Source organism: uncultured Senegalimassilia sp. (assembly GCF_934630535.1).
Taxonomy (GTDB): domain Bacteria; phylum Actinomycetota; class Coriobacteriia; order Coriobacteriales; family Eggerthellaceae; genus Senegalimassilia.
The window spans coordinates 105,247-129,258 of record NZ_CAKTVU010000002.1; the positions used below are offsets into that span (position 1 = coordinate 105,247).

Genomic DNA, 24,012 nt, shown 5'->3' on the forward strand with positions numbered 1-24,012 from the left:
CAATGGCTGAAGCTACGAAAATGGAATCCATTCCGCAAAATGCCGGAATCACTGCTGAAAATGGATTGAAATCCATTTTCACGGGGAATTTCGCATTTTGCGGACTATAATCCATATATCGGCTATCGCTGAATGCAGAATATGGCACGAATCGGCAACAAAGGGGCGTGAGGCATGCAACTTATTGCTAGGGATCGATATCTTGAGTGGTTGCTTTCCTGGAAAGACAAGCATGTCATCAAGGTCGTGTCGGGCGTGCGCCGTTGCGGCAAGTCAAAGCTTTTCGAGATCTACCGCAATCACCTTATGCAGCACGGCGTTACGGCGGACCAGATCATCGCAATCAACTTCGAAGAGCTTGAATACGAGGACCTGACGTCTTATCGGGAACTCTACGATTACGTAAACGCAAGGCTGGCACCCGGCAAAACGACTTACGTGCTCCTTGATGAAATCCAGCATGTCGATCACTACGAGAAAGCGGTTGATGGACTGTTCATAAAGGACAACGTCGACGTCTATATCACGGGGTCAAACGCCTATTTTATGTCGGGTGAGCTTGCCACGCTTCTTTCCGGCCGTTATATCGAGCTCAAGATGTTGCCGCTGTCGTTCAAGGAGTTTTGCTCGGCGCAAGGCAATGCCGGGAAGAGCCGCGATACGCTGTTCAACGAGTACATCACCTCTGGCTCGTTTCCGTTTATCGCCGAAACGCAAATCGACGAGCAAAAGGCTAAGGAATATGTGCGCAGCCTTTACGACACCATCATCGTACGCGATGTGGTGGACAGGCTGCGCGTTTCCGACGTGTCGACGCTTCTCAATATCACGAAGTTTTTGCTGCATAACATAGGCAGCAAGGTGTCGCACAAGAAGATTGCCGATACGTTGACGTCTTCGGGTAACAAGGTCGACCAGAAAACCGTGTCGAAGTACATCAAGGGGCTCACCGACAGCCTGGCGTTGTACGCGGCGCCTCGTTATAACGTCAAAGGAAGGCAGCTTCTTTCCACGAATTGCAAATACTATGCGGTTGACCTGGGGTTGCGCAATGTGTTGGTGAAAACAAGCAGCAGCGATATCGGGCATATCCTGGAAAACGTCGTGTATTTGGAGCTGCTCCGTCGAGGGTATGACGTGTATGTCGGCGATATCGAAAACGGCGAGATCGACTTCGTTGCTATCAAGCCCGACGACACGCAGTACTTCCAGGTTTCGGCGACAACGCTTGAAGAATCCACGCTGAAACGGGAGCTGGCGCCGTTCGCGACGGTGCGCGACAACTACCCTAAGATCCTGCTCACCCTTGACACGATCTTCGGAACCGCCGATTACGACGGCGTGAAGAAGCGCAACGTCATCGACTGGCTGCTTGAGTAGAGCTCCTAGCAGCTAGGCTTAGATGGGGTGTTGTCGATGGCGTTGACCCACCAGCGGTCGATGTCGGGGGTGCCGAGCGCCGGCGAACCTTGGCGGCGCTCCAGGTACAGATTGGTTTCCCTCCGCCCGAAACGGATGCGGAAACGCGACGTTTTCACCCCCTTCTGCATTTGCCCCGGCTCCCCGCGGTAGAGCACCTCATCGATGCGGAACGTGCGTCCATCAGGCCATATGACCGCTAGCGGATCGATGCGCCCCTCGTCATTCACGTGCAGCACGACGTTGACGTACATTTTGTGCACGCCTCGTCTTTCGCCGTCTTTCGTCATAAAATCCATCGCTATGGTATTATCGAACGCGCGTTCGAAAATTGCTAGCGAACAAACGATGGAGAAACGGAAAGGATTGGCGGGTGACGGATTTGCGCAAAACCTCGGGTTGCGTTATATGCATCGACTTGAAGTCGTTCTACGCCAGCGTTGAGTGCGCCGATCGCGGCCTTGACCCGTTCACCACCAACCTGGTGGTGGCCGACCCCGACCGCTCCGCGAACACCATCTGCCTTGCCATCACGCCGGCCATGAAGGCCGCCGGCGTGCGCAACCGTTGCCGTGTGCGCGACATCCCGCCGGGTATCGAGTACCTGACCGCCGTCCCCCGCATGAAACGATACATGCAGGTCAGCGGCGAAATCGTGGGCAGTTACCTTGAGCTTGTCAGCCCGCAGGACCTGCAGGTGTATTCCATCGACGAATGTTTCATCGACGCCGCGCCCTACCTGCGCCTCTACCGCACCGACGCGCGCACGTTCGTGAAACGCCTGATGCGGCGCGCTTTCGAGGTTTCCGGCGTCACCGCCACGGCCGGCATCGGGCCGAACATGTTCCAGGCCAAAGTGGCGCTCGACATTTGCGCGAAGCACGCCAGCGACGGCATCGGCCAACTTGACGACGAATCGTTCAAGCGCGAGATCTGGTTCCATCGCCCGATTACCGACATCTGGGGCATCGGCCCGGGCATCGCCCGTCGTTTGGCCAAGCACGGCGCGTACGACCTTGCGGGGGTTTGCGCCGTCAACCCCAAGGTGCTGCGCCGCGAGTTCGGCAAAAACGCCGAATACCTTATCGACCACGCGTGGGGCCTGGAAGCGTGCACCGTCGAGCAGGCGCGCAGCTACCGCCCGCGCGGCCATTCGCTGACCAACGGTCAGGTGCTCATGCGCGATTACAGCTGCGGCGAGGTGGAAACGCTGCTGCGCGAGATGGTGCTGGGCAGCGCGCTCGAACTGGTAGAGAAAGGGCTATGCGCCCAGGTGGCAAGCGTGTACGTGGGGTATTCGGCCAGTAACTTCCCCCACCAATCGTGGGAGAAGTGCGGGCCGTTCGGCGCGGCGGCCGCCGGCGCGGGCGGGTCGGCGAAGCTGCCTAAACCCACCAACGCCGTCGATGCGTTGACCGACGCCGTACTGGAAATCTACCGCGCCCGCGTAACGCCAGGGCTTTCCATCCGCCGCGTGAACATAGCGCTGGCGGACCTGATGCCCGCCGAGAAGGTGCAGCCCACGCTGTTCGACGACGCCGCGAACGAGCGCAAGCAGGCCGCCCTGTCGCGGGCCATGGTGGATGTGCGGAAGCGGTTCGGCGCGAACGCGCTGTTGAAAGCCACAAGCTTGAAGGAGGAGGCGAACGCCATGGAGCGCAACAACCAGGTAGGCGGGCATCGTGCTTAGCCCTGATCAGGCGCGCGTTGCCGCCGGTCTGCCCACGCCGGACGTGTGGCCGGGCCTGTCGGCCGACGAGCGCGAATACCGCGCGCAGGTGCTCGACCGCATAGCGCAACGCGTAGCCGCCGACGGCGTGCGCGTGTCGGTCCCCTCGCCCGACCGCGGCAGCCAGTTCATACCCTTCGCAGCGCTAAAAGGCTACGAAGAAGTAATCGCCGAAGTCGAGAACGGCAAAGAATAGCCCACCCAAAAAAGAGGCGGGCGCATCATATAAGCTTTGCGTAGTCTTGCGTTTGGTGAAAGAATGCGATTACCGAAACTTCTTTATCGTTTCGAACATAAAGTGCAACATATCCCCTGATGAGGGCTTTGCGAATCCCCATACCGGCAAGTCGCTGCTCGTTGCAAAGCGGATATAGATCAGGAAGCTGCGATACCGCATCCACAAACTCGTCGAATGCATCGAGCAGCGTGACGATCGCCGATGGCTCTTTCAGAACTTGGGCTATATAGCCGCAAGCTTCCGCGAGTCCGGCTTGTGCGGACTCGGAAATCACCACATTAAGCGCCATATGCAGCCCGCAGGTTTGCAGTAACGCATTTTGCATCAGAAACACGACCGGCGCGCACATCATCCAACCCTCGCTCGACGATATCATACAAGCGAGCACGAGCCGCTTCTCTAAGCAAGCCTTCGTATACCTCCGGCGACATCGACACAATTGCCTCGCGACCGTTTTTTGTGACGAAAACGGGCTCTTGGGCTTCCATGACCATTTCGGTGAACGATGCCGTATTCTTCATTTCTTTAATAGGGACGCAAACTGGCATGAGCGGCCTCCTTGCATATATACCACGATATCGGTACTATACCATGATTATGGTACTCCTTACTACGCCATCACGCTTCTCGTGTTCATAGCAGCACCTCTGTGTACTTCCTTACTTTTGGGGCGACTCCGAGCGCCTTGGCGTATGATTGCAGCTTTGGCAGGTTCTTTTCTCGCGACGACAAATACGAGCGGAAAGCCGGCGAAAGCAGTTGAAGATCGGGCGACGACGTGCCGCGCAGCATATCTCACAAGGTGCGTTCGACGTTATAGGCGCGCACGATGTTGCCATATGGCGTACTCAGCTCGATGCAGCCGAGTTCGTGCAGCTCGGCGGGTGACGACTTCGTGATGATGCCCGACTTCTTCGCGGAAGACGGGTTATAGCCCCTGGGGAAAGCCATCGTGAGCGATTCGGGGGCGGAGTCGGACAAGCCAAGCAAGTAGAGCGCCGTATCATGAGAGAAAATGCCGCGAGCGAAGCGATGCTGGGTTCTCACGTACTCGTCTTCCCAGGTCTCAGGCGTGCAGTAGAGGCCGCGCGCCGTCTTGACAAGCTCGCCGCGGTCCACCGCATCGGCGAGTTCGCGATTCTAGATGCCCCTTGTGCCTTGGCTTCCGAAGCAGTTACGTAGCCTCCATTCGCCGCTGCTATCTCAACAAGCGCGTCCGTAGTCTCCTCCTCGATTTTCTATGCTACAAACTAATTAAATTTTAGCGTAGAAAATCATCACCTACTCAACCTGTAGCCTTGTGCCTTCAGTGGTTATGCCAGTGGTTTATAGCAGGCGGGCCTAGTTAGAGCATTCGAACTAGGCCCTTGCCGCAATTAGATGCCGAACATAGCGCCGATGCCATCGAGCACCCGCGTCATGGTTTCCGTATCCATTGATAACCCTGTTTTCTTGGTGCGACGTTTGGGGCTGCTCAAATCGATAGCGCGTATTTGCTCTAAGCATACGCATCCATGTACGGCATTGCCGTTGGCTATCTCTACATGTAAGGGATGCCCGTTAACCGTTGATGTAATGGGGCACACTACGGTAAGGCTTGAGATGACATTGTTGAAATATCCAACAGATACCACTAAAGCGGGCCGCATTTTCTTCGGCTCGTGTCCGAGGGTAGGGTCGAAATCAACTTCGATGATGTCGCCTTGTTCGTATAGGGTCATTCGACCACCTCGGCACCGACATCGCTGCCGCCCCATTCTTTACCGACTTTAGGGCCTTCCCAGCCTGCGGCAAACTCTTCCATAGTCATTCGTTTGCTCCGCGAATAAGCTTGTTGCGGTGCTTCGAACGAAAATGTGAGAGACCGAGAAGATTCATTGACGGTTACCTTCGCAACGCTGCCGACGTCGATTCCAAGCTGATTGCACAGTTCGCTTGGAACCCGCAAGGCCTTGCTGTTCCCCCATTTGCCGAGCACTGCGTCCATAGGGCTACCTCCCAAGAATGGATATCTATGTATATCCATTATAGAAACCAGCTGCACCGGTTACAACCTCGCTTCCTTGTCCTATGCAAACGGATAGAGTCCCAGAAACTAGGCGAAAAAACGAATGCAAAGGAAACTCCGTGATTGCGAGGATCTTACGGGCTTTAGGTACGTTCCGGAGACAAACGTAGCAATGGGCATCGACTTATACTGAATTGATGCGCCCGTACTGGCTCGGTGGATGCAGCCAGTATACTATACTGGAACGTATGTTCGCTAGTAGCAAGACAGGTTATTTTAACTATGTCCGTTATCCTGCTTGCAGTTGCACGTCTTCACCTTGCATGCCGGTGGTTTTCAGTAGGTGGGCATTGGTGGTTAGGAGGATGGCTTCTATGCCGGGGGTTTGCTCGGCGAAGGTTAGGGCTTCGTCGGCGCCCATGATGATGAGTGCGGTGGTGTAGCCGTCGGCGTCGATTGACTTGTCGGCTATGACAGTCGCGGATAGCACGTCCGTTTCCGCTGGTTTGCCCGTTCGGGGGTCCAGGATGTGGTGGAGCACGCGACCGTTGCGCACGAAGGCACGCTCGTAGACGCCGCTGGTCACTACTGACTTCCCGCGTACGGAAACGCTGGTGAACGATGCGGCTTGCAAGCTGCCGCCCGAAGGGACGGGCGCACGCAGGCCTACGCTCCATGCGCTGCCGTCGGGCTTGCCGCCCAAACATGCCACGTTGCCGCCCAGGTTGATCACGCCGCTGGTTGCACCGCGGCGTTTCAGCAGGTCAATCACCCTATCCGCGATATATCCCTTCGCCATGCCGCCCAGGTCGATCGTTGCCTGCAGGTCGATGATGCGCGCCTGCGTCCCTTCGACCTGCACGTTGCGCCAGTCGACGTGCGCAAGCGCCTCGGCAATAGCGGCGCCATCTGGTACGACGCCGCGCTTGAAATCCCATAGGCGGCACACGCCTCCCATGGTGATGTCGAACAGCCCGTCCGTGCGCTCGCAATATCCCAGCGCAGCACGCAAAACGTTGGCAAGCTCCTCGCCCACATCGATCCGCTTGCCCGCCGCAACGTTAAGTGCGAACAGCCGACTATCTGGGTTGAAGCGGCTCAGCAGCAGCTCATATCGTGCGCAAAGCGCCTCGACCCCGCGCAACGCCGCCGCATCGACATCGGCCGACACGGCGCACACGGTATCGAACGCCCGAAACGTCACGGAACCAAGCTCGCGCACAACACGCCTCCTCCCAAAAACTCGCCCGCACAACGCCGAAAAGGGGCTTTTGCGCTCCCGCAAAAGCCCCTCTCGCACTTCTTCCCTACTTCGTGAACTTGCCCGCCGCCAGCAGCAGCGCCACGTTCACAACGCAGTCGACCGCCAGCAGGCCGCCCACGGCCGCCATGTTCGGGCTTGCCGTGTTGATAGCCGCGAACGTGAGCACCGTCAGCACCATGACCACGGCGCCGCACACAGCCGCAGCGCCCACCAGGTTCCAGCTCGCACGCCCGCCGGCACGCGAGATGCACGCGCACATGACCTGCGACGACGCACCCAGAAGCGTGCCCAGAAACGCCGTGAAGCACACCGCCGCCAGCACAAGCGCACCAGCGCCCGGCAGCTTGCTGCTCATGGAACCCACCTGCACGCCGCTCAAAATGCCGCTGGCAACCACCAGCAGGCACACCAGCGACACCGCCGCCGCGGCCCAGCCCCACAGAAACGCCGCCGCCGGCTTGCCGGCGCCCTCGACGCCCTTCGCAAACAGCACCGCCTGCAGCACCGCGCCGGCCGCCGACACCATCAGCGTGAGCGCCGCCGCGAACAGAAACGCCACGAACGCCGAGCCGGTCAAAATCGAGCAGATCACATCGAGCATGGGCACGCCCGACGCCGAGATGTAGTCGTACGCCAGCCACCCGGCGCCGTCCATCACCGCAAGCCCGATGCGGGCAAGCAGCGCCACCACCAGCGCGATGGCGAACAAGATGGCGTACGGTCGCGCCATCGTGCGCATGGAATCCTTCATTTCCGTCACGCCCCTTCCCTACTTCGCGCCTTGCAATTCGTGCTCCACGGCCGAGGTGCCGCACAGGTACCCGCCGCAAAACGCCAGGCCCACGTCGCCCATGAGCGAGCCCAAGATCGGGTCGCCGATGTAGCTGTTCTCGCCGCACGCGCCGCCGGCGGTGTGCCAGCCGGCGTACAGACCAGGGATGACCAGGCCGTTCGTCCCCACAACCTGCATCTGGTCGTTGATCAGCAGGCCGGCCTTCGTGCCGTACAGGTTGCCGCCGATGCGGCAGCCGTAGAACGGCGGCTTCGTGATGGCGTGCAGCCACTCGGGCGGCATGGGGTACATGAAGTCGTCCTCGCCGCGCTCGCAGCATTCGTTCCACTTCGCCACCGCATCGGTGAGCACGCCGGGCGCGAAGCCCAGGTCGGCCTCCAGCTCCTCAAGCGTGTCGCGGCGCTTGAGCACGTCGGCGTCGATGGCGTCCTGCACGCCGTGATGCCAGTCGCGGTAATGCTCAGGCACCTTGTCGATCTGCTCCAGGTCGGGCGTAATCAACTTGCGGCAATGCTCCTGCGCGAACCCCGCCAGGTGATCCTCGTAATCGGCGTCGAAGATGATGTAGCTGCGATGCCCCGGAGGCGTCATCTGGATGGTGGCCAAGTCGCCCAGGGCGTAAATGGCGTTCGCACCGTCCTCGGCCACGCGGCTGTCCATATAGCGAAGGCGGTTGCCGCAACGGTCGATGGTCAGCCACGGCTGGCGCGAAAGCTGCGTCATGCCGTCGTACAGGAAACGCGCCCACTGGCCGCCTTCCGCCTGCCAATCAACGCCGCCGTCGAAGCTGGCCGAGCTGTTGAAGCCCGACACGTCGGCGCCCGCTCCCAGACCCATGCGGAAGCACTCGCCCGTCTCGCCGCCCACCAGGTAGCTTGACGCGCAGCCCATGGCCGCCGTGGGGATGTACTTCTCCAGCAGCGCCTTGTTGTTGCAGAAGCCGCCGGCCGTCAGGATGACGGCGCCCTTGGCGTGGATGTACACCTCATGGTCGAAATCCTCGCGCGCCACCAGGCCCACGATGCGCCCCGAATCATCGCGCACGAGCGCCGTTGCCGGGCACTGGAACTTATAGCGCACGCCGCTTCTCTGCCCGAAGGCGAACATGGCATCGGTGGCGTCCTTCATCTTCAGCACGTGATGGTCGAGCGTGGAGTTCTTCGGCGCCACGTACACCGGCACCTCGCCCAAACGCCAGCGCACGCCGCAGTCGGCCATCCAGTCCAGGCTTTTGCCGCCTTCGCTGGCGATCTTGTAGATCAGCTTCGGGTCGGCCGCGTAATGGTACTCGTCCATGGCCCAATCGGTCAGCGCCTGCGCGTCGAAGGGGTAGCTGGGGAAGGCGAAGTGCTTCTTGTTCTGGCCGGAATACCCGCCCAGGATGCCGCACATGCCCGCGGATTGCGCGTTGCCGCCATGCAAACCCAGCGCCTCCACGCAAATGACGTCGGCGCCCAGCTCTGCGGCTCGCGCGGCCGCGTTCAGCCCGCCGCCGCCCGCGCCTACCACGCACACGTCGCACTCGTAGTCCCACGTCTCGGGGACCGCGCGCGGGGCGATGGGCGTGGCGTCGTTCGCCGGGAACGCCGCGGCGTTGTGCTCGCGGTACGTGCCGTCCAAGCCGCTGCCGTTGGTGGCGGCGCTATCGGGCACGGCGACGTTTTTCGAGCCGTCGGCCGACCAATCGCCGATGACGCCCTGCTCCACAGCCAGCGCCGCCGCGGGCATGGCCGCCGTCGCCGCCGTGCCGCCCACTACGGCGCAGGCGGCGCTGAGAAAGCCGCGGCGCGTGATGCCGCGCGCTTCGCTATCGTGCTTGCTCATGTCCTCCCCTTTCGCTAGTTGCCCGATTTCGCCTGGTCGGCAGACGTTTCCGCCGCCTGGCCCAAGGCGTCGTCGACCGCCTGCTTCACGCCCGCGGTGGTGATGGTGGCCCCGCTGACGGTGTCGATGTCCGAGCCCTGCGCGGCCTCGATCATCTTGGCGAAGGTGCCGTCGCGCACCGCCTCGAAGCCGCCAACGCTTTGCGTCTCGCCGTCCTGGGCGGTTTCCAGGCACATGATGCGATTGTCGTCGACCAGGAGCGTGACGGTGACGTTGCCGGCCATGGCCTTGCCCGTGCCCGTGTACACCCCGTCGCGCAACGGCGTGTCGCACTTCTTGACCGGGTCGATCTGCACCACCGCGTCCCATGGATCGTCGGAGTGCATGGCCAGCTGCTCGGCGCTTGCGGCGTCTTTGGACCCCGAACCCTCGAACGATGCGCCGCAACCCGAAAGCCCCAGCACAAGCGCCGTCGCGCCGCAGGCCGCTGCTGTCGTCTTCCTCATGTCGGTCCTTCCTTTCCGAAACCGGCTTGCCCGAATGCGGCAAGCGGATCTGCGCTACTTGGCCGGGCTGCTCCAGCCTTCCGGCACCTCCCAGCTATGGCACGTGTTGCAGTACATGACCGACTGGCCGTGCACGCTGTGGCAGTTGCTGCAATCGATGGCCTCGCCTTGGTGCGACCTATGCGGGTTCACGCCCGCCTGACCGCCCCAGTTCTCGGTGGCGGCGACTACGTCGTTCCAGTCGTGGCACCCGGCGGTCGCGCACTGCTGCTTGTCCGCGGTGATCAGCTGCGGCGCCAAGCTGCCGTCGTCGTTCGTCTCAAACGACCCGGAAACCCACGCCATTCCCTCGTTGACCTGGGCCTCAAGCGTGGCCTCATGGCACTGCAGGCACGTGACGCCCTCCTGCTGATGTGCCACGGCAAGCTGCGCGTGGGCCGCATCGCCCTCGCCGTAGTAGCCGTTCACGTAGTAGTCCATGGGCTCGTGGCAGATCGCGTTGCAGAAACTGGGCTGGTTATGCCACACGTAGAACCCGCCGCCGGCACACGCGAGCACCACGGCCACCACCGCGCATACGATGGGAGCCCGGCGGCGCTTGCCACCCTTCGCCTTCGCCTGTTCGTTCGTCTCCATCACGCCCTCCTTTCACACTTGCATGCTTTTCGTTGCACCTGTGAACGTGATGGCTGCATAGTAGCAAGATTTTTCCATAAAATGTTTGACGTTTCTGCAAATGTGTTCATTGACGCTGCGTCAACGCACCCCGTATGCTATGGCCATCGCAAGTACCCAAGGGGAAAGGGGAACGCGATGCGCGCCAAGGGGAAAACAAAGCGCACACCTGGGGAAACGCCTGCACACCGCGGACGCGCGTCCGGAAACGCAACGCGTACGGCGCGCACCACGCGGCAAACGCGCGCAGCAACACACGCCCTTAAAGACACGGGGGATGCAGCGCGCAACGCAGCAAACGCGCACCAAGGGGAGGTGGCACGGATGAGCGACGAAAGACGGCAGCAGATCGTCGACGCGGCGCGGCAGCTCTACGAGGAGCAGGGCCTGTCCGCCACGACGGTGAAGGACATCAGCGAACGCTGCGGCGTGGCGCGGTCGCTGTTCTACCACTACTTCCGCGACAAGCAGGAGGTCACCTCCGCGGTCATCGACGACTTCGTGAACGACTACATCGAGTCGCTGCAGTTATGGAACGAGCAGCGCACCCCGGGCGACATCGAGGGCAGCCTGGCGGGCGTGGTCACCGTCATGCGCGTGGGCGTCTTCGAGCACTCCAGCTTCCGCCGCGCGCTCGACACGCACGAGAACGCGTCGCTGTACCTGGAGTTCATCAACCGCGTGGCCGACCGCATGGCCGCCTACTTCGTGGAAACCACCGTGCAGGACTACGCGCAAAACCACCCCATCGACATCGACCACGTCTACGAGACGTTCTACATACTGATCATGGGCATCTGCGGCTACGTGCGAACGCACCGCGACGCGCCCGACGAGGTGCTGCGCGACATCATCGCACAAACGCTCCACATGGAGCGTGAAGCCAAGCGAAAACCGGTGCAAAACGGTTAACGGTTACCAGCCAACACAGGGAACAACCAGGCAAAACGCCTGGTGAAAAGGGCATCGCAAGCGGCCCCGGGCATCGTGCGCCCGAAACGCCGGATGCGAGAGCGTATCGACTCAAGGGAGGTCATCATGTTGTTCCAAGTCTACGGCGACACCGCCGTCTACCAGTGGATCGGATGGGTGGTGGTGTTTCTCGCGCTCATCGGGTTCAATGAGGTCGCACGACGCACGAAGGCCGGCGGCATCACCTGCTTCCTGGTGATTCCCGCCATCCTGACCGGCTACTTCATCGCCATCTACGCCGGCGCGGCCGCCGGTGCCGACTGGGCGCTGAACAACCCGACGTACCTGCACATGAACAGCTGGTTCCACTACGCGAAGCTCTACGCGGCAACCGCCGGATGCATCGGCTTCATGATTCTGAAGTACCACTGGGGCAAGCTGGGCAACGCCGACTGGTTCAAGTGCTTCCCGTTCGTGATTGTGGCCATCAACATCCTGATCGCCGTGGTCAGCGACTTCGAAAGCGCCGTGCGCGCGTTCGGCACCACGTGGGTGTCCTCCGAGGGCGTCACCCTGTACGGCGGCTGGCACAACGTGTTCAACGGCATCGCCGGCCTCCTGAACATCTTCGTCATGACCGGCTGGTGGGGCATCTACACGTCCAAGAAGAAGCAGGACATGCTGTGGCCCGACATGACGTGGGTGTTCATCATCTCCTACGACATCTGGAACTTCTGCTACACCTACAACTGCCTGCCCACGCACTCCTGGTACTGCGGCCTGGCGCTGCTTCTGGCCCCCACCGTGGCCGGCATGCTGTGGAACAAGGGCGGCTGGATCCAGAACCGCGCCTACACGCTGAGCCTGTGGTGCATGTTCTGCCAGGTGGTGCCCATGTTCGCCAACGACTCCATCTTCGCCGTGCAGTCGGTGAACAACCCCGACGTGAACCTGGTCGTTAGCGTGCTGGCACTGGCCGCGAACGTGGCCGCCGTGGGCTACGTGGCCTACCGCGCCAAGAAGCTGGGCGTGAACCCCTACAAGCACGAGGTGTTCGTGGGAACGAAGGACTACGAGCGCGCCATGGCTCGCCGCGAGGACGTGGCTGCGTAAGTGCGCTGCTGCTAGTAGGACGCGAATCGAATATACCCTAAACGTAAAAGCCCAGCCCGCGAACGCAGGTTGGGCTTTTCGCTACCTTTCACTCCCTCCGGGCGTCCCGTCGCGTTCAGGGTTGGCACGATTTCCGACATTCCGTATCCAGAATCTTGCGTTTCGTGCCACCTCGGCACGATTCCGCGCTTTCCGAAGCGTCCAACGTTCCAACCGATTCAGAAAGCTCGAAATCGTGCCGAAGCTCGCCTTCGGCGCACTACCGTTTACGCGTCCACCAGGTCCATGAGCTCCTGCTTGCTGTGCACGTCCAGCTTGGTGTACAGGTGCTTCGCGTGGCTGCGCACCGTGTTCTCCGTGAGATACAGCGTCTCGGCGATGTAGGACTTCGTGCGGCCCTTGCACAACAGCTTCATCACCTCAAGCTCGCGCGGCGTCAGGCCGTGCGCACGGCCGACGGCGTCGCAGCGCTCGTCGATGCTGCGATGGTCCTCCGGCGCGCTGGCGCGTTCGCCGGAAAGCTCGGCGAAGATCCACTTCGTGTCCTGGTCGCGCAGCTCCAGGCAAAACGTGCCCACCAACGCCAGCGCGAACATGAGCACCGTGGTGGTGGCCACGTCGATATCGGCCGCCGCAAGCGCCCCGGCCACGATCGACCCCACCGCAAACGACGCGGTGTAGAACGCCCAGCCCACACCGAACACCATCGGCGGGTCGGCTTGCGCATGTCTCGCGATATCGGCCACGGTAAGCCAGGTGAACAGCACCAACAGGTCCCAAGCGCTGCTCTCAACGCAGCGAATCGCCCTGATTTGCGGTAGGAGCGCCTGGCACAGCACGTCAACGGCCAGCAGCACCAGCACGATGCGCCACAGCTGCGCAAAGTTAAACGACTTTTTTGCCCCGATGACCAGGCCTAATACCACGGCGGAGATAACCACCTCGCACGCGCGCCCGAGCAGGAACACGTCGGCGGGGGCGGAGCTTTGGTTGCCGTAGGACTTCCCCACCAGAAACGCGGTCACGAAGCTGAGGGCCGCAACGGCGGCGGCCACCTTCCACAGCCCGTACAGGTTGTGCGACTCGAAGCGCACGGCCGGGCGGCCGGTGCGCGGAGCGTCGATGAGCGCCATGCGGCACAGCAGCATGGACGCAACGGGAAGCACCATGGTGATGGCGCACTCCAGGGGCAGCGGGCTGAAATGCGCCAGACACTTCAGCAGCGAGCCGGCGATGTTGGCGATGAACAGGCAGCTGACCGCCGTACGGATGTTGAGCCGCACGTAGAACTGCCCCCACTGCAGGTACAGCCAGCCCAGCACGCACGAGCACAAGATGGTCGCCGGGGTCTGCGCGAACGCCAGCACCGGCGTGGAGAACGACAGCACGAGCACCGCCGACCCCGCAGCTCCCAGGCCCGCGGCAATGTAGCCGGCCGCGGCGGACTCCAGAAACGCCGGCGCCTTGTGTGCGATGCCGCCGAACGCCACCATGGCCGCGGCCAGCACCAAATAGGAGGCCTGCCACGACAGCTCGCCGCCGGGCGTTGCGCTACTGGCGGCGTTGATCAGGAAGGCCCAGGCAAGCGTGCAGCATATGCCGATGGAAGCCCAGCGCAGCCTTCCCTCGCCCTGCGCGCTTGCGCGAGCTGCCTCCCTGGCGACCCGCTCAGCAGGCGCGGACACGCGCGCGTTGCCCGCTGCGCCGCGCTTCGCCCCCTGAGCAGTGTTCGTTTTCCCGCTTGCCATGGTGGTCCTCCCCGTCCCTTTTTTCTTGCGGAGCATGATAGCACGCGCGCGCAGGCAAGACGCGCAAGGCTTCGTCGCCCCCGTTCGCAAACCAATCCCCGCTTACGCTTCTCACCTGGGGAAACGTGCCTATCACCCGCTTCGGGTAGCACGATTTCACCCGTTTCTGCGCACCCGCTACACCAGCTGCGGGTGAAGAAACGCCGCCCTTCGCAGCGTATCTTCTTCCGCGATGGAAGTCAGGCGCACGGGAAGCGCAAGCAGAGCCGCCGCATGCGGCAGCGCCCCCGAACCCTCCGCGCCTGGCGGCAAAGCAACGCGCTCGTCCCGTCAACGAGCGCGGGAAACCATCCTTCTGCGGTGCGCGGCACCGCATTGGAAGCAGGAACAAGGAAAGGGACGAAAATGGAACTGACCGATGGTCTGAACCTGACGCAATCGCGCCGCAACTTCATCAAGGCTGCCGGCGCCACTGTGCTGGCCGGCGTTGCAGCTGGCGCTCTGGGTGGATGCTCCGCCAAGGGCAAAGCCGAGAACAAGAACAACTTCGCGCAGTCTATCGGCGAGATCGACTGGGACGAGGAGACCGACGTCCTCATCGTCGGCGGAGGCCTGGCCGGTCAAGCGGCCGCTGCCACCGTTGCCACCGAGGGCAACGGCGCCAAGGCGTTGCTGCTCGAGAAGGGCGCGCTCGTGCTCGGCGACGGCGATAGCCCGTTTTCCGCCGGCCGCGTGCTGTGGACCGACGACGAACACGCCGACGGCTTCCGCCAGTACCTCTACGAGCTGCGCGGCGAGATGGACAACACTCCCGACGCCGTGCTCGACGCGTTCGCCGAGGGCATCCATGAGAACCGCACGTGGCTGGAGAGTCTGCCGGGCTTCAAGGACAGCTACATCAAGGCCACCACGCACTTCCACCCCGGCACCGGCGACACCTGCTACCCCGAGTACGCCGAGCTGCCGCACGGCTACAACCTGGGCGTGCTGTTCTTCAAGGACGAGAAGTACGACCACGTCATCAAGTTCGTGAACTCCGTGTTCGCAAACAATGACAACATCACGCATAAGCTGAACGCCCCGCTGACCGCGCTGATCCAGGACCCCGAGACCAAGACCGTGCTCGGCGGCGTGTACACCTATGAGGGCCAGACCGTGTACGTCAAGGCTAACAAGGGCGTCATTATGTGCTGCGGCGGCTTCGAGAACAACAAGCAGATGCGCGCCGACTACCTGTCCGCCGCCACCGCCCGCTGCATCGCAGGCCGCATGAACACCGGCGACGGCCACTACATCTGCGCCCGCATCGGCGCCGACATGTGGCATATGAACAGCTGCGCCGGCATGTGGACCAGCGTCTCCCCCATCGAGGGCGAGGACGTGACCATGCGCACGCCCAAGCAGTTCGGCATCACCGTGGCCGAGAACGGCCGCCGCTTCTTCATGGACTGGGATTCCGACCATGAGCACGACTGGGAAGTCATCGACCAAAACCCGCTCAACATCAACGTGGGCAGCCGCCACGGCCACATGCAGTTCGGCGGCGAATGGCCGCACCTGCCCATGCCCAAGACCACGTGGTACATCCTGGACGACGAGGGCTACAAGAAGATGATGGCCTACTCCACCGCCCCGAACTTCGAGCCGTCCAGCGAGGGTTACGGCTACACCGCCGACAGCATCGAGGAGCTGGCGGACAAGGCCGGCATCAACAAGGCCGAACTGGTGAAGACCGTCGCACAGTGGAACGAGTACTGCGAGGCCGGCAGCGACCCGGCGTTTTACCGTCCGGCGAAGACGCTGACCCCCATCAAGGGCGCTCCGTTCCATGCCTGCCACTGCTCCACCACCATGCTCAACACCGACGGCGGCCCGCGCCGCAACGAGCATGCGCAGATCGTCGACCTCAACGGCGATGTCATCCCCAACCTGTACAGCGCCGGCGAGTTCGGCAGCGTGTGGTGCGACATGTACAACGGCGGCGGCAACCTGGGCGAATGCTGCGCGTTCGGCCGCATCGCCGTGCGCAACGTCCTGGGCATCGCGTAAAGCAGCGCACGAAGGAGGAAACGCAATGAGCGATAACGACGAGAAGATGGTCGGGGCGCAGGAAGCGGGCGCCAAGCCTGCCGCAAAGTGCACCGACAAGCGCAAGCGCCTGGGCATCACGCTGGGTTGCGTCGTGGCCGTGCTGGTGGTGGCGGGCGCCGGGTTCATGGTGTGGCATGAGCAGCCGAGCTTCTGCAACGCCATCTGCCACGATCCCATGGACCCGTACCTGCCCACGTTCGAGGCAACGCCGGGCGAGCCGGCAACCGACAAGTGGGGCAACGAGGTGGAGGACGCCGGCAGCATGCTGGCAGCCGTGCACAACCAGGTTGGCAAGACCTGCATGGACTGCCACGTGCCGCAGCTCGACGAGCAGATGACCGAGGGCATGGAATGGGTGTCGGGCAACTACGACAGCCCGCTTGGCGAGCGCACCGCCACGCAGCTGGTGGAGGCGCGCGGCCTTGAGAACTCCGACGAGTTCTGCATGAACTCGAGCTGCCACCCCTACGGCCGCGACGAGCTGGAGAAGAAGACGGCGTGGATGGGCAAGATCAACCCGCACACCCCGCAACACGGCGAGCAGAAGTGCACCACGTGCCACAAGGCCCACCGCGCCAGCGTGAACTACTGCACGCAGTGCCACACCGACGCAGTCGTGCCCGACGGCTGGCTGAGCTACACCGACAGCAAGCTGCTCGAGGAAGCAGCCGGCATCAACGACTAACGGTCGGAAAATGAGCTGATAGCGAACGGCCCGTTTGCATAAGGAGCTGGGAAGGTTGACCTTCCCAGCTCCTTATGTTGCGCTGATTTAGAACCGCACCTACACGCTGAGCCTGTGGTGCATGTTCTGCCAGGTGGTGCCCATGTTCGCCAACGACTCTATCTTCGCCGTGCAATCGGTGAACAACCCCGACGTGAACCTGGTCATCAGCGTGCTGGCGCTGGCCGCGAACGTGGCCGCCGTGGGCTACGTGGCCTACCGCGCTAAGAAGCTGGGCGTCAACCCCTACAAGCACGAGGTGTTCGTGGGAACGAAGGACTACGAGAAGGCCATGGCACGCCGCGAGGACGTGGCTTCGTAACGGAAGCCGCTCGATAGACGCAAGTAACGCGCGAATCGAATATACCCTAAACACAAACGCCCAGCCCGCGAACACGGGCCGGGCGTTTGCGCTATCCTCTGCACCTTGCGGGTGGCCCGCTGCGCGCGATCGAGTGCAAGGTCGTGAAAGCGCGATGCCGCCAGGCGCCTTGTCGGCCATGACGATTTGCTGGCTGCCGAGCGCCTTGTCGGCCGTAGCACTTTGTTGACCGTCGATGCCTTGTTGGCCGTGGCGATTTGCCGACCGCCGAGCGCTTTGCTAATCGTCGACGCTTTGCTTGCCGACAACGCCTTGCTGGCCGGGTAGAAGGCACAACCCTTACACGCCTTGAGCGCCCAGGGTGGCACGATTCCCGACTTTCCGTATCCGGAATCTTGCATTTCGTGCCACCCTGGCACGATTCCGAATTTTCCGCAGCGTTTAACGCTCCAACCGATTCAGAAAGCTCAAAATCGTACCGAAACCCGCCTGCGGCACGCTACCGCTTACGCCTCCACCAGGTCCATGAGCTCCTGCTTGCTATGCACGTCCAGCTTGGTGTAGAGGCGCTTCGCGTGGCTGCGCACCGTGTTCTCCGTGAGGTACAGCGTTTCCGCGATGTAGGACTTCGTGCGCCCTTTGCGTCCGGATAGCGGCAACCAGGTAGCTGGCTGGCGGCGCGCTGCGTTATCTCAGCCCTTCGCCGCTGTATTTGCCGGTTGTCTCGTCGTAGCGCAAAACGAGGACGCGGCCGTTTTCGACGGCATTTCCGTCGATATAGTAGCGGGAGGCGCCGTCGTGCCAGATTCCGCGATAGCCGCTTGTTTCGCCAGCTCTTTCGCTTACAGCTGCACCAAAGTGCTGAGCAGCTTGAGACCGTATAGGATGATCACGATGCCGCAGATGCGGTTCACCCACGTGAGAACGCGCACGTTGATTTTGCTGCCCAGGCGGTTCGATATGAGGGCCAGGGCGTTGAACCATACGAAGCTGGCAGTTGCGAAACCTGCGATGAAAAGCGGGTCGCTGCCTGGAGGAAGCGTGGCTCTGAAAGCGCCCAGCATGATGGTTCCGTCGACGATGGCCTGCGGGTTCAGCCATGTCACCACAAACGATGCCAGGATGATCTTCGCGAAGGGCTGGTTCACGTCCTTGTCGCAGGATAGGTCCGCTTCCGACCTGATGAGCCCGATACCTATGCATATAACCAGCACGCCGCCGAGGCCCAGCACGATGTTCTTAAGCCACGGGACGGCGCTCATCAGCGCGCCGGCGCCGAAGAAGCACGCCAGGGCCAGCGAGACATCCCAGAACACCACCACGAGCGCGGTAGCCATGGCGCGGCCAAGCCTATGGCTCAGGGCGCTGTTGATGACGAACAGGTTCTGCATCCCGATGGGCGCCAGATACGCCAAGCCCAACGTCAGTCCCTGGATGAACACGGATAGCAAGTCCACCGATATCCCTTACCGCCCGAGCAAGGCCCGGAGCATCGCGAGGTATACGACGCTGCTGATGATAGCGTATGAGCGCGCAGGCGGGCATGGGACGCGAAGGCGGGGCGAGCGGGGCGAGCTGCTTCGCCTGTTCATTCTAAATGACGGCAATCTTCAATGTTTCAATGTAATGTTCAATATTTTCTGAAGATTAGCTACGTAGATTGAAGATTGGGAGGGGTTACGGAGGGTTGCTGGCAAAAAGTGCACGAGTGCGTGTAGGCGCGAGGACGCTATTAGGCAATCCTGGGCATTATCTGCGCCCAACGGGCTAAAATACGTAGATTTACGCCTCACTATCGGGATATGCTCTCAATAGCAAATTATCTGAGCACTTACCTCTAGCCCCCCGAACACGCACTCGCGCGTTTTTTGGCAGCAAACAGAGCCGACCTTCGCGATTCACCTTAATGATGCTCGACAATATCACGATACCGTGATACCATTGATACGCTGAGAGGAGATTCAATGCCTACACTTGCAAGGTTTTACGGAATCGTAATTCGAATGTACTTTTTGGGATCGGAGCACAATCCTCCACACATTCACGCGATTTACGGAGAAGACACTGCCGCTTTTGATATTAGGACAGGCGAAGCAATCGACGGCTACCTGCCCTCCCGCGCCGCCGATATGGTGCGCGAATGGATCAGCATCCACAGCATTGAACTGCTAAAGATGTGGGAGACGCAGGAATTCAAGAAGCTTGACCCTCTCGATTAAGGAGGTATGCGATGAAGTTCCACAAGGTAAAGGATGTGTCGGCTCTTCCCGATATGAAGCTGAGCGTGCAGTTCGCAAACGGCACCACCAAGATTTACGACGTCAGGCCCCTCGAGCAGCGTTTTGCCGCTTTTAAGACATTAGAGGACGAGGCTCTCTTCGGCAGCGTGGCTGTCGACCAGGGCGGTTACGGCATCATCTGGAATGACGATCTCGACCTCTCCTGCGACGAGCTTTGGGAGGAGGGCACGGAAGTCGTGACCCCCTTCGATGGTCTCATGTCTTTCTCCGACGCAAGCGAGCTGTGGGGCCTGAGCGAGTCGACGCTGCGCAAGGCCATCGCATACGGGAAGATCGTCCCAGGAGTTGACGCTCGCAAGTTCGGGAAGCAATGGGTGGTCAACCGCAGCGCGATGTCGCGAGAATACGGCGACCCCATAAGCGCATAACCGTCCTCGCGTGAACGCACTTCCATCCCTCTGTTCATAGCACAGCTAATACAAGGAAGTTGCGATTTCGCGACTTCCTTGTATTGAAAACAGGCTGTTTCCGCCGAAACTACCGATTTGATCGCAAGGAATCGGCTAAATGGCGGATTCCTTGTAAAGGCAGGGGATCGCATAATGGAAGAGCAGCTGCACCGTTTTCCCTGCGCGAACGCACCTCCGTCCCCTGTTCACGTCGGCGGCGGGGCTTGCCCCGCCGCTTCTCGGATCACAGCTGCCAGGTTTCGGCTTCCCTTTGCAGGGCTATCATTCGGGCGAATTGGCCGCCGGCTGCTTTTAGTTGCTCGGGCGATCCCTGCTCGGCTACTTGGCCGTCTTTGAGGACGACCACCTTGTCGGCGGCTTCGACCGTGCGCATGCGGTGCGCGATCACGATGACCGTTTTGCCTGCTAGCAGCCTTGAAAGGGCAGATTGCACCTTGGTTTCGTTCTCTACGTCAAGCGAGGCCGTCGCCTCGTCGAGCAGCACGATGGGCGCGTTCTTCAACAGCGCGCGGGCGATCGAGATCCGCTGACGTTCGCCGCCGGAGAGCTTGGAGCCGTTCTCGCCGATCTTCGTGTCGTAGCCCTGCGGCATGCGGCTGACGAAATCGTCGCAGTTCGCGGCGCGCGCAGCGGCAAGCACCTCGGCGTCGGTGGCGTCGCGGCGGCCAAGGCGGATGTTGCCCATCACCGTGTCGTCGAACAGCAGCACGTCCTGGAACACGATGGCGTAATCGCGCAGCAGCGTTTCGGGATCAACCGTGGACACGTCGACGCCGCCCACGCGCACCGTGCCGCCCGTGGCGTCCCAGAACCGCGCGGCCAGGCGCGCACACGTGGACTTGCCCGAGCCCGAGGGCCCCACCAGCGCCGTCACCTGGCCTTCCCGTGCCGTGAAGCTCACGTCGGCCAGCACGCGCTCCCCTGCTCGCCCGTCGTCGCCGGCGCCGTAGGAGAACGCCACGTGGTCGAACTCGATGTCGTGGCCCGCCGGCGCGAACTCGGCCGCGCCCGAGGCCATGGGCTCCTCCATGATCGAGCGCATGCGCGCCGCCGACGTCTCGGAGGCGAACAGTTCGCTGACCAGCGCGAGCGCCTGGTCGAACGGGGCGTAGATGCGCGAGATCATCAACAGGTACGCGAACATGACCATGAAGTCGATCTGACCTGCGGCGATAAGGGCCGCGCCCGCAATGAGCGTGGTGGCGATGCCCAGGCGCAAGATCGCGTACGCCGTGTTCACCAGCAGGCCGTTGGTCAGCTCGCCCTTCGCGCACTCGCGCTCGGTGGCATCGATCGTGGCGTTCAGGCCCGCCAGGTAGTGCCGCTCCTGGTTGGTGGCGCGGATCTCGCGCACGCAGTCGAGCGTCTCCTGGATGCCCTGCGTCACCTTCAGCTTCGCCATCCTATTGCGCTCAAACACCGGCTTCATCGGCTTGCGCGTGGCGAACAGCAGGGCAAAAGCCACCGGAACGCTCCAAAACGCCGCGATCGAAAGCTGCCAGCAGAAGAACAGCGAGCCCACGAACACGATGGACGTCGAGATCACGGCGCCCCACAGCTCGCCGAGCACATGGCTGTAGGCGTGCTCCATGACCTGAACGTCGCCCATGATGGTTTCGGTCAAATCGGCCAGATCGCGGCGTCCGAAGAACGAAAGCGGCAGTTTGCGCAGGCGCTCGGCGATCTCGATGCGCTGATTGCCGCATTCCTCGTAGTAGATGCAGTAGGAGTAGTAGTACTGCTGCCAATTGGACAGCAGCAGCGCCGCGAAGAACACCGCAAGGCCTATGGCGAACGGCACCGCGCCCGGCAGGTCGGCGCCTTCGGTCAGGCGCTTCACGAACCCGTCCATCACCAGGAACAGAAACGCCATGCCGGCCATGGTGACCAGGTTCGTGACGCACGTCCAGAACACGCCGCGCTTCACGCCTGACATGCCCTTGTCGGAAAGGAAGTACTTCTTCTTGAACGAGGCGAACATCATGCCTCACCTCCCTTCATAGTGACCGCTTCCGCCTGTGCGCCCGCGATCTTCCAGCTTGCGGCCTGCTCGTAGTCGGCCCACATGGAGGCGTACAGCCCGCCGGCTTCGACCAGCTCAGCGTGCGTGCCGCGCTCGGCCACGCGGCCCTGGTCGAGCACCACGATCTGGTCGGCGCCCACCACCGTCGAGAGCCGGTGGGCGATCATGATCACCGTGCGGTTCTCGGCCAGCTTCGCGAACGCGCGCTGGATGAGGGCCTCGTTCTCGGGGTCGGCGAACGCCGTGGCCTCGTCGAGCACCACGATGGGCGCGTCCTTGAGGATCGCGCGGGCGAGGGCGACGCGCTGCACTTCGCCGCCCGACAGGTACGCCCCGCCGGCGCCCAGCCGCGTGTCGATGCCCTGCGGCAGCTTCGCCACGATCTGGTCGCATTGCGCGGCGCGCAGCGCGGCCAGCACCTGCCCGCGCGTGGCATCGGGCCTGGCTGCGCGCACGTTTTCCTCGAGCGTTTGGCTGAACAGCTGATTGGTTTGGAAGACGAACGCGATCTTGTCCATAAGCTCGTGCGGGTCGGCGTCGCGCACGTCCACGCCGCCGACGAGCACGCGCCCGGCAGTGGCGTCCCAGAAGCGCGGGACCAGGCTTGCGCACGTCGACTTGCCGCCGCCCGACGGGCCGACAAGCGCAAGGGTCGTGCCGGCGGGGACTTCGAAGCTGACGTCGTCGAGCGCGTTGGCTTCGGCGCCTTCGTAAGCGAACGACACGTGCTCGAAGCACACGTCGCCGCCTTCGATGGGGCGCGGGTTCGCGGGGGCCTCGAGCGGCTTCGCCTCCAAGATCGCGCGCACGCGGCCGAGGGAGTCGCCCGCCATCTGCGACGCCTCGCTCATGAACATGAGCTTCGCCATGGCCGTGGGGATGACCGCCGAGAAGATGGCGTAGAAGGCGAAGTCGGCCACGAAGCCGGGGAAATCCGCTTCGCCCGGCGCCAGGATGAGCGCCACGGGAAGCAGGAACACCACCAGGCCGTTGAGCACCGACAGCTGAAGGACCTGCGGTTTTCGGCAGAACGTGCCCGCGTAATCCTGCGCCATGCGCGCGTAATCGGCGATGGCGTCGTGGAACGCCTTGAAGGAGTGCACCGTCTGCTGGAACACCTTCACCACGGGGATGCCGCGCACGTATTCGGTGCCGGTTTCGTTCATGCGCACAAGCGCGCCCATGTAGCTTTTCATGAACTCCATGCCCTTGCCGGTCATCATGGTCATGAGGCAGCAGATCGAGATCGCGACCGGGACCAGGCACGCAAGGCCAAGGCGCCAATCGAAGGCGAACAGCAGCGCGAGCATGCCGACCACCATGGCGATCGAACCCGCCGCATCGGGCAGCACGTGCGCGAGCAGCGATTCGGTGCTGGCGGCGCAGCCGTCGATCACGCGGCGCAGCTCGCCGGTGGCGTGCGTGTCGAAGTAGCCGAGCGGCAGGCGCATGAGGTGCTCGGTGGTTTGCTTGCGCATGTTCGACGCCGTGCGGAACGCGGCCAGATGCGTGCACATGAGCGCGAGGAAGTAGGCGGCGATCGAGGCGACCGCGCCGCCGATGGCCCACCAGCCGTAAGCGGCGATGCCTTGCGCAGCCTGCCAGTTCGGCGCGACTTCGATGAGGTCGCGCGCGACAAGCCAGATGCAGATGTAGGGCACGAAGCCGAGCAGCTGCGATAAAGCGCTGAGCGCCAGGCCGAGGTACGTGAGCGGCTTTCTGCCGCCCGCGAAGTCGAGGAGCTGGGCGATGTCGTTGCGTTTGCGGCTGGGAGTGGGTGCGGGGGTTGCCGGCGGGTCGGCGGCTTCACCGACGTTTTGACGAGGTGTTGGGTGGGCTGCTTCTTCGTCCATGATCGTTGCTTCCCTTCTTGGGGCTTTTGCGCGACGCGTTTTGAGCGTTTTGCCAGCGCG

The 24,012-nt window shown here is 62.1% G+C and carries 25 protein-coding genes and 1 pseudogene; 10 read left to right on the plus strand and 16 right to left on the minus strand.

Annotated elements, in window-relative coordinates:
• The first annotated feature begins 174 nt into the window (after positions 1-174).
• Complete coding sequence (locus tag Q0D52_RS01995) at positions 175-1,380, plus strand: ATP-binding protein (protein ID WP_294379854.1); 1,206 nt, start codon at positions 175-177, stop codon at positions 1,378-1,380.
• Between the two features lie 5 nt (positions 1,381-1,385).
• Here Q0D52_RS01995 and Q0D52_RS02000 read toward each other — a convergent pair whose 3' ends face one another.
• The gene (locus tag Q0D52_RS02000; RefSeq protein WP_294379855.1) at positions 1,386-1,709 is read right to left on the minus strand and encodes a hypothetical protein; all 324 of its coding nucleotides are present in this window, start codon (positions 1,707-1,709) and stop codon (positions 1,386-1,388) included.
• A gap of 83 nt (positions 1,710-1,792) precedes the next feature.
• Here Q0D52_RS02000 and Q0D52_RS02005 point away from each other — a divergent pair, with 83 nt between their 5' ends.
• Both Q0D52_RS02005 and Q0D52_RS02010 read left to right on the plus strand, forming a co-directional pair.
• Positions 1,793-3,109: a DNA repair protein gene (locus Q0D52_RS02005; protein WP_294379856.1), complete on the plus strand. Its 1,317-nt coding sequence runs from the start codon at positions 1,793-1,795 to the stop codon at positions 3,107-3,109.
• Complete coding sequence (locus Q0D52_RS02010) at positions 3,102-3,344, plus strand: hypothetical protein (RefSeq protein ID WP_294379857.1); 243 nt, start codon at positions 3,102-3,104, stop codon at positions 3,342-3,344. The genes Q0D52_RS02005 and Q0D52_RS02010 overlap by 8 nt, the downstream gene beginning before the upstream one ends.
• Positions 3,345-3,369: 25 nt before the next feature.
• On the opposite strand, the gene Q0D52_RS02015 is transcribed toward Q0D52_RS02010, so the two are convergent.
• The 10 genes from Q0D52_RS02015 to Q0D52_RS02060 form a co-directional block, all read right to left on the minus strand.
• Positions 3,370-3,675: a type II toxin-antitoxin system RelE/ParE family toxin gene (locus tag Q0D52_RS02015; protein WP_294379858.1), complete on the minus strand. Its 306-nt coding sequence runs from the start codon at positions 3,673-3,675 to the stop codon at positions 3,370-3,372.
• Positions 3,665-3,934, minus strand: coding sequence for a type II toxin-antitoxin system Phd/YefM family antitoxin (locus tag Q0D52_RS02020; RefSeq protein WP_294360152.1), 270 nt, complete (start codon positions 3,932-3,934; stop codon positions 3,665-3,667). Before Q0D52_RS02020 ends, Q0D52_RS02015 begins: the two co-directional genes overlap by 11 nt.
• 247 nt (positions 3,935-4,181) lie before the next feature.
• Positions 4,182-4,433, minus strand: a complete 252-nt coding sequence (locus tag Q0D52_RS02025; RefSeq protein WP_294379859.1) for a hypothetical protein — start codon at positions 4,431-4,433, stop codon at positions 4,182-4,184.
• 329 nt (positions 4,434-4,762) lie between these two features.
• Positions 4,763-5,107 carry a type II toxin-antitoxin system PemK/MazF family toxin gene (locus tag Q0D52_RS02030; RefSeq protein ID WP_294379860.1) on the minus strand — a complete coding sequence of 115 codons (345 nt, stop codon included), beginning with the start codon at positions 5,105-5,107 and terminating at the stop codon, positions 4,763-4,765.
• Positions 5,104-5,373, minus strand: coding sequence for a hypothetical protein (locus Q0D52_RS02035; RefSeq protein ID WP_294360145.1), 270 nt, complete (start codon positions 5,371-5,373; stop codon positions 5,104-5,106). The genes Q0D52_RS02030 and Q0D52_RS02035 overlap by 4 nt, the downstream gene beginning before the upstream one ends.
• Before the next feature lie 310 nt (positions 5,374-5,683).
• Positions 5,684-6,616, minus strand: a complete 933-nt coding sequence (locus Q0D52_RS02040) for an FAD:protein FMN transferase (RefSeq protein WP_294379861.1) — start codon at positions 6,614-6,616, stop codon at positions 5,684-5,686.
• 85 nt (positions 6,617-6,701) lie between these two features.
• The gene (locus tag Q0D52_RS02045; protein WP_294379862.1) at positions 6,702-7,418 is read right to left on the minus strand and encodes a hypothetical protein; all 717 of its coding nucleotides are present in this window, start codon (positions 7,416-7,418) and stop codon (positions 6,702-6,704) included.
• A 9-nt stretch (positions 7,419-7,427) separates the two neighbouring features.
• Positions 7,428-9,275, minus strand: a complete 1,848-nt coding sequence (locus tag Q0D52_RS02050; protein ID WP_294379863.1) for an FAD-dependent oxidoreductase — start codon at positions 9,273-9,275, stop codon at positions 7,428-7,430.
• Positions 9,276-9,289: 14 nt separating this feature from the next.
• Positions 9,290-9,781 carry an FMN-binding protein gene (locus Q0D52_RS02055; protein ID WP_294379864.1) on the minus strand — a complete coding sequence of 164 codons (492 nt, stop codon included), beginning with the start codon at positions 9,779-9,781 and terminating at the stop codon, positions 9,290-9,292.
• Between the two features lie 54 nt (positions 9,782-9,835).
• Complete coding sequence (locus Q0D52_RS02060; protein WP_294379865.1) at positions 9,836-10,417, minus strand: cytochrome c3 family protein; 582 nt, start codon at positions 10,415-10,417, stop codon at positions 9,836-9,838.
• A 363-nt stretch (positions 10,418-10,780) separates the two neighbouring features.
• Here Q0D52_RS02060 and Q0D52_RS02065 point away from each other — a divergent pair, with 363 nt between their 5' ends.
• Positions 10,781-11,368 (plus strand): TetR/AcrR family transcriptional regulator, encoded by a 588-nt coding sequence (locus Q0D52_RS02065; RefSeq protein WP_294379866.1) that lies wholly within the window; start codon positions 10,781-10,783, stop codon positions 11,366-11,368.
• A 126-nt stretch (positions 11,369-11,494) separates the two neighbouring features.
• Complete coding sequence (locus Q0D52_RS02070; RefSeq protein ID WP_294379867.1) at positions 11,495-12,481, plus strand: DUF5692 family protein; 987 nt, start codon at positions 11,495-11,497, stop codon at positions 12,479-12,481.
• Positions 12,482-12,747: 266 nt separating this feature from the next.
• On the opposite strand, the gene Q0D52_RS02075 is transcribed toward Q0D52_RS02070, so the two are convergent.
• Complete coding sequence (locus Q0D52_RS02075) at positions 12,748-14,229, minus strand: helix-turn-helix transcriptional regulator (protein ID WP_294379868.1); 1,482 nt, start codon at positions 14,227-14,229, stop codon at positions 12,748-12,750.
• Positions 14,230-14,634: 405 nt separating this feature from the next.
• On the opposite strand from Q0D52_RS02075, the gene Q0D52_RS02080 reads away from it, so the two are divergent.
• From Q0D52_RS02080 to Q0D52_RS02090, 3 genes and pseudogenes are all read left to right on the plus strand, one after another.
• Positions 14,635-16,278 carry an FAD-binding protein gene (locus tag Q0D52_RS02080; protein ID WP_294379869.1) on the plus strand — a complete coding sequence of 548 codons (1,644 nt, stop codon included), beginning with the start codon at positions 14,635-14,637 and terminating at the stop codon, positions 16,276-16,278.
• A gap of 25 nt (positions 16,279-16,303) precedes the next feature.
• Complete coding sequence (locus Q0D52_RS02085; protein ID WP_294379870.1) at positions 16,304-17,005, plus strand: cytochrome c3 family protein; 702 nt, start codon at positions 16,304-16,306, stop codon at positions 17,003-17,005.
• Between the two features lie 103 nt (positions 17,006-17,108).
• Positions 17,109-17,366, plus strand: a pseudogene (locus tag Q0D52_RS02090) (DUF5692 family protein); the annotation flags it as partial.
• 506 nt (positions 17,367-17,872) lie between these two features.
• On the opposite strand, the gene Q0D52_RS02095 reads toward Q0D52_RS02090, so the two are convergent.
• Together Q0D52_RS02095 and Q0D52_RS02100 are read right to left on the minus strand one after the other, a co-directional pair.
• Positions 17,873-18,025 carry a LuxR C-terminal-related transcriptional regulator gene (locus tag Q0D52_RS02095; protein ID WP_294379871.1) on the minus strand — a complete coding sequence of 51 codons (153 nt, stop codon included), beginning with the start codon at positions 18,023-18,025 and terminating at the stop codon, positions 17,873-17,875.
• 183 nt (positions 18,026-18,208) lie between these two features.
• A complete protein-coding gene (locus tag Q0D52_RS02100) occupies positions 18,209-18,823 on the minus strand; it encodes a LysE family transporter (RefSeq protein WP_294379872.1) in 615 nt (204 codons plus the stop codon).
• Positions 18,824-19,330: 507 nt separating this feature from the next.
• On the opposite strand from Q0D52_RS02100, the gene Q0D52_RS02105 reads away from it, so the two are divergent.
• Together Q0D52_RS02105 and Q0D52_RS02110 are read left to right on the plus strand one after the other, a co-directional pair.
• The gene (locus Q0D52_RS02105) at positions 19,331-19,585 is read left to right on the plus strand and encodes a DUF4160 domain-containing protein (protein ID WP_294379873.1); all 255 of its coding nucleotides are present in this window, start codon (positions 19,331-19,333) and stop codon (positions 19,583-19,585) included.
• 11 nt (positions 19,586-19,596) lie between these two features.
• Positions 19,597-20,034 carry a DUF2442 domain-containing protein gene (locus tag Q0D52_RS02110; protein WP_294379874.1) on the plus strand — a complete coding sequence of 146 codons (438 nt, stop codon included), beginning with the start codon at positions 19,597-19,599 and terminating at the stop codon, positions 20,032-20,034.
• Positions 20,035-20,299: 265 nt separating this feature from the next.
• Here Q0D52_RS02110 and Q0D52_RS02115 read toward each other — a convergent pair whose 3' ends face one another.
• Positions 20,300-22,060, minus strand: coding sequence for an ABC transporter ATP-binding protein (locus tag Q0D52_RS02115; RefSeq protein ID WP_366930321.1), 1,761 nt, complete (start codon positions 22,058-22,060; stop codon positions 20,300-20,302).
• Complete coding sequence (locus tag Q0D52_RS02120; protein ID WP_294379875.1) at positions 22,057-23,952, minus strand: ABC transporter ATP-binding protein; 1,896 nt, start codon at positions 23,950-23,952, stop codon at positions 22,057-22,059. Before Q0D52_RS02120 ends, Q0D52_RS02115 begins: the two co-directional genes overlap by 4 nt.
• Between the last annotated feature and the right edge of the window lie 60 nt (positions 23,953-24,012).